Genomic DNA, 5,828 nt, shown 5'->3' on the forward strand with positions numbered 1-5,828 from the left:
ACATTCTAGTGAGGCAACAGCCAGCCTTCAGTAACAATTTCGATGAGTCAATGCGCCACGGCGGCAGCCATAGACCGGCTCGTCCACCACAGCGTGATCCTTGAGCTCAATGTCAAAAGCTACCGCCTCGGTGTGTCCCAGAAAAAGAAGGCTGACCGCTTAAACCTGCCAAAAGAGGGGGTATCGTGAATCAAGGAGACCTGAGATCGTGCGTCCTGGAGCCTCTGTGGAAGCCGAACTTCCACTCTCCCGGAAAATCAGAGGCGTTCAGAACTCAAATCGAAAAAACGGGAATTCTAATTGTCGCCAACGGGAAAAACAATTGACGTTCAACACCCAATAGCGCGGCACGGGAAACGTGACCCAATCGACCGGTGTGCCGTGGGGTCATCGCGGCAGCTCTCGGTCAGGTCAACCCGGATTCAGGCATGTCCAAATCAAAGAAAACGGGGCGGCCCAGTAGAAGACCGCCCCTCAAAAACTCGCAGATGGATATTTAGTCTACTTGTACTGTGCCTTGATCCTTCCCCAAGTCTTCGCTTCGGTTGCGCTGGGCGTGCCCTTGGGCTGGAAGGCAAGGGCAGAGATGTTGGGTACGCCGATATCCCCAATCGTAGTCACCAGTCCAGTGTCAATATCGATTGTCAGGAGATACGTCGTGCCCTCGCCCCTGTATATACTGTAGAGGTTATCATTCTCGTCAAATGCCAGGGTGTTGTTGGTATATGAGGACAGGTATGTCAAGAATGTCGCCTCCCCGGTGACGGGATTAACACTGTACAGAGACTCACCGTTCTTAACGTACAGATTGCCCGCTGAATCGCAGCCGGGCCCGGTCGCCCAGGTGCCGATGCCGGATTCGCCAACCCATGTCACGCCCCCGGTAGCGGTATTGAAGGTGACAAGATCGTCCGACCATGCGCCTCCCTCAGTCCAGCCATACAGAATACGCGAAGGGCTGAAAGTCAGATCGGGCACTTGCAATGGAGTGATTTCTCCGATCACTGATGCGAGTCCAGTATTGACATCAATAGTGGCGAGCGCTCCCAGGTTATATGTCTCGTAGACATTGATGTAGCCGTACAAGACGCCGGTGCACGGGTCAAATGCCAAGCTGACTATGTGTTGGTCCCCGGTTAGCTCTGCACTTCCGACTGTCTGAATGACGGCGCCCGTGCCGGGATCCAAGCTGTACAGAACCGAATTCGTGTATCTCGCGCCGGAGATGGCATAGAGAGCCCCGCCCTGCGCATGCGAGGGACACAGTGTAACCATAAATGCACCAACAACAAGTAGTATCAAACACATCCGTTTCATGCTTGTCCTCCTTTCGGGAATCCTTTGTTTAGGGACCCATCCGTTGACTTCCGGGACGCTCAACCAAGGCCCCACCGTACCGCTGGCAGGTGTTCGGCACCACAACCGATCCGCCGCCCCCCGACTCATCTTTGAGGAGCTACCTACCGTTCACGGATGCTATTATACCGCATTCCGGGTCATGGGTCATTGGTGCATAGTGAGAAAAGCCTTATCCCAACTGGTGTGCTGCCAGCCCTGCGAACTTGAACGTCTTGTCCAATGGGAATGCATAGATGCCTGCTGCGTTCTGCTTGGCAAGGGGGCTCGTACACATCGGGCCGCATCTTTGCAGGTGTTGACAGTATCTCTTTCCTGGTATTATGGTCCGTTCGAGCGGGCCTATCATGCCGGGACGAGCACGGGAACGATCTCTTTTGGTTGCGACCGTGACAGACACGGAACATCTGTCATGACGCCATCTCCCTCCTAGTTAGGGGGAAGCAGACATGCCAGGGATATTCGGATACAGGAGTGCCTACTCAGACAACACAACCGGCCCAGCTGCTTTGAAACGGATGGCGGTGCCCGTCTCCTATTCTCCAAACGACCGCTTGATCACAGTCATTTGCGATTCTTTTGCCGGTGCATCGGTTGACTATGGCAATGAGTTTTCCTTGAAACCTGCAGTCGCGCAGAGCCCGAATGTCACCCTTCTCATCGATGGCGAGGTGTTTCCCGACGCAGGCGAGGTGCCGCAGTCACTCCGGGAACCTGCTGCCACGATACAAAGAGCCGAGTACTGCCTGCATCTTTACCTGGAACATGGCCCGACGTTTGCGGGCCGTCTGAACGGCTCTTTTGGCATTGCACTTTATGACTCTCGCGGCAAGACTCTTCACCTCTACACCGACCGCTTTTTGTCTCGTCCTCTCTTTGTCTGGAAGAGGGACGGCGATTTCGCTTTTGCATCATCAGTCCGTGCCCTGCTTCGCTATCGCGGCGATATCGGACGTGAGTATGACCCCATCGCCGTGGCTGAGTTCGTTGGCTTTGAGAAAGTGGTCAGCGAAAGGACACTTTTCACCGACATAGGAAGATTGCCTCCGGCAGCACACGCCGTGCTTGCTGGAGGGAAGCTTGACATCGAGCGATATTTTGAGTTCGACCCGTGTGCGAAAACAAACCTGTCTTCACCGCGGGAAGTGGCACACAGACTCGCAGACATCCTGAAGAGAAGCATAGCGAAACGCACGGCCGATAACTGCGGCTTGGGAGTATTCCTCAGCGGAGGGATAGACTCGCGTCTCATTCTGGCGCTCTCCCCTGACAGCGTATCCGCAATTACGTTCACGAATGACGGAATGGTGAACAGAGAACGCAGGCTGGCATTGAAGGTGGCGGCCACGCGTGGCGTTCGCTGCATAGAGTTGCCCCGGACGACCGATTATCCGGTCATGCAAGCGCATGCTTCCGTGGATATCAACGAGGGAGTGTTTGGTTCTTTCCTGGCATGCCGGGGTGTCACGTTCTTCGACAAGCTGGTTGAAGCCGGCATTCGTGTGGCAACTACCGGGCTTTACTTCGACCAGATCTTGAAGGGGTTTTTCATAAATGATCTTGCTCCTCTTTCACGGATAGCATCATGGCCGGAGTGTGTCAGGAGCCAGTCAATCGGCAAGGTCCTGTCGGAATCGGCATTGGTTCGGGAGACCTACCCTTTGAATCTCATCACGTTGGGTCTATCCGATGGGCTTAATGATGCCCTTGCCGTTGCCAAAGAGCGCCGCATTCGAAATCTCTCGGAATGGATTTCCCGCGGGGGACCGATCCAGGATCTCGTGGATCGTTTTCCATTCGAGAATCTTCTTTCCGTAGCGGATCTTGCCCCCACGACAAGGACCAACCGGGTACGTTTGGTTGATCGTTCTCTCATCTACGATAATGAGCTCGCAGATTTCGCGATATCGATTCCATCCGAGTGGAAAAGAGGTGGACGTCTTGTCAGGTCTGCGCTGCGCGATGTCTCCCCAGGGCTGGCATGGTTCACGGACCCGAAGACAGGCCTTCCGGGGGCACTGTGCTCACCGCTTAGCTGGCGAACGGTCCGGAGTTTCAGAAGCATTTGCCGCGATACATTAGCGAGGTCTTCATTCTGTGTGAAGGCGCGCAGTTCTATCAGGAATCGCTGGCAAAGTATGCAGAGCGTGCATCCCTTCAACCAGGGCGCCTATCATGACATCGATGCATTGTTGGCGTTTTCCCCGAAGTATCAAGAGCTTGTCCGCCATTCGGTAGATCGATTGCCACGCGAGCTCTTCAACGTCGAACGCGTGCAGTCGCTGCTCGAGCGCGATCTTTCCTTGAGAAGACCGCGGGCGGGCGTCCTGTTTTCGCCGCTTGTTGCGTTCAGTCTCTTTGACGCCAAATGGGGACCAAATTCAGACAGGTCAATAGATAATTGCTATCTGGGCTGAGGGAGCGCATCAGAGGGCCTGATCTTGGTGCTGCCACCGGCGAAACTTGATGCGGAGAAACGCTATCATTCGTTCGCATCTACGGCGGCATCGTTGCTGCAGAATACCGGAGGATCATATGAAAATCGCGCCTGACATAACGAAGCTGATCGGGAATACGCCTCTGGTCAGGATTTCCAAACTCAATACGACGAAAGCGGAAATAGTCGCAAAGCTCGAATGCTTCAATCCCCAGTCGAGTGTCAAAGACCGCATCGGCCTCGCGATGATCGATGACGCCGAGAAAAGAGGTGCACTAAGAAAGAACAGTGTCATCATCGAGCCGACCAGCGGAAACACAGGCATTGCGCTTGCCTTCGTTGCGGCGGTCAAGGGCTATCGCCTGATTCTCACAATGCCCGAAACGTTCAGTATCGAACGCCGCAAAATCCTCAAGGCCTTCGGTGCTGAACTGGTCCTTACAGAAGGGGCAAAAGGCATGAGGGGCGCGGTCGAAAAAGCCGAAGAGCTTGCCGGACAGATGCCGAACGCATTTGTCGCGCAGCAGTTCAAGAATCCTGCAAACCCGGAGATTCACCGGAAGACAACTGCGGAAGAGATCTGGAGAGACACCGACGGCAAGGTTGATTTGTTCGTGGGAGGCGTTGGAACCGGCGGCACGATAACCGGGGTCGGCGAAGTGCTCAAACGCCGCAAGAAGAGCGTGCGGGTAATCGCTGTCGAACCGGAGAAATCTCCTGTTCTGTCCGGCGGGCAGCCTGGCCCCCACGGATTCCAGGGAATCGGACCTGGATTTGTTCCCGATGTGCTCAACCGGGATATCATCGACGAGATAATACAGGTGAAGGAAGAAGACGCAGGATTGACGGCACGCGTTTTGGCAAGAGAGGAAGGCATATTCGCCGGAATTTCATCCGGCGCGGCGCTCTGGGCGGCCCTGCAGGTTGCAGGGAGAAAAGAAACCGAAGGAAAGCTGATTGTCGTTGTCCTGCCCGACACCGGCGAGCGCTATCTCAGCACCTGGCTTTGGGACGAGTCCGCTTGAGAAGCGCATCCTCGTGAATATTCTGCAGAGAATCGTCCAGCAATAGATATGAAGCGCTCAAAGAGCGCACGGCTTTGGCACTCCCTCTAGCCGTTCCTCTTCAGCTTGCTCGAAGGCTTTTTTCTCTTTGGCTTCCTGACCTTGCGGATGACGATATCGGATCTGAATGCATTGGCTTCTTCCAACCAGTCCAGTCGCTCTTTGTAGCTGCTTTTCAAGTATTGTTTCAGGTGTTCACTGGGTCTGCATTTTCCTGACGGACGTTTTTCCATGTTCACTCGCTATCTCTTCGTCAGCTTCTGAATTTCTTTGAGGTTTGCAAGATCAATCGCATCTTGAGGTCTTCCAGCTTTCTTCTTTAGGCGCATCAGATGGCGCAGTGATATAACGGGGATGCTAAGGTCCTCCACCCTGATCCTTTTTGCGTTCTTCGCCAAAGTGCCAAAGGTCATCGGTTCTTCAATGAATACATCGATGGCCTTTAGATGCTCTCTCGGATGAAGAAATGAAAAGACAACCATTCCTTTCCTGCTAATCCATTCCGCTCTACTGGTCCGGTCCTTGAACTGCTCCCTCGTGACCGGGACCTGGGGGTTATATCCCAATTCATGCAGCGCATCGAAGAATCTGTCGATGTTTCTTTCTTCAAGGTGAAGGATGATGCCCAGATCGGCAGTGAATCTCGCAAAGCCGTGAAGCACCACGGCCATCCCCCCCGCCACCACATATCTGACTCTCTTCTTGTTAAGTATCCTGAAGACTTCGTCGTAGAACATTTTCGCAGAATCCCTGGGTTGAACCTCTGCGAGAACCACATTCCAGGAGTGGCTGACCCCAATCTAGTGTCGTGTCCCGGAAGTTCCTTGTCTATGTCTTTGCCCCAGGACACGACACTTTCATAGGGGCTATCGCCCCTCTGACGCTTCAGGATGCTCTACTCGTCGCATCCCTATGCTGTCACCCCTGAGGGGGTCGGCCACGACCCCCTCATACCCCCTGGCAGTGTGCCT

5 protein-coding genes are annotated in these 5,828 nt (G+C 54.3%); 2 read left to right on the plus strand and 3 right to left on the minus strand.

The genetic code is table 11. The features are described from left to right. Positions 1-501: 501 nt before the first annotated feature. Positions 502-1,317 carry a hypothetical protein gene (locus tag QME66_02270; protein MDI6807792.1) on the minus strand — a complete coding sequence of 272 codons (816 nt, stop codon included), beginning with the start codon at positions 1,315-1,317 and terminating at the stop codon, positions 502-504. A 488-nt stretch (positions 1,318-1,805) separates the two neighbouring features. On the opposite strand from QME66_02270, the gene QME66_02275 reads away from it, so the two are divergent. Together QME66_02275 and cysK are read left to right on the plus strand one after the other, a co-directional pair. After that, positions 1,806-3,773 carry an asparagine synthase-related protein gene (locus QME66_02275; protein MDI6807793.1) on the plus strand — a complete coding sequence of 656 codons (1,968 nt, stop codon included), beginning with the start codon at positions 1,806-1,808 and terminating at the stop codon, positions 3,771-3,773. A 118-nt stretch (positions 3,774-3,891) separates the two neighbouring features. After that, complete coding sequence (cysK, locus tag QME66_02280) at positions 3,892-4,818, plus strand: cysteine synthase A (GenBank protein ID MDI6807794.1); 927 nt, start codon at positions 3,892-3,894, stop codon at positions 4,816-4,818. Between the two features lie 86 nt (positions 4,819-4,904). Here cysK and QME66_02285 read toward each other — a convergent pair whose 3' ends face one another. Next, complete coding sequence (locus tag QME66_02285; protein ID MDI6807795.1) at positions 4,905-5,096, minus strand: hypothetical protein; 192 nt, start codon at positions 5,094-5,096, stop codon at positions 4,905-4,907. Positions 5,097-5,099: 3 nt separating this feature from the next. After that, positions 5,100-5,594, minus strand: coding sequence for a hypothetical protein (locus QME66_02290; protein ID MDI6807796.1), 495 nt, complete (start codon positions 5,592-5,594; stop codon positions 5,100-5,102). Positions 5,595-5,828: the final 234 nt, after the last annotated feature.

It is taken from the genome of Candidatus Eisenbacteria bacterium (assembly GCA_030017955.1).
Lineage (GTDB): Bacteria > Eisenbacteria > RBG-16-71-46 > JASEGR01 > JASEGR01 > JASEGR01.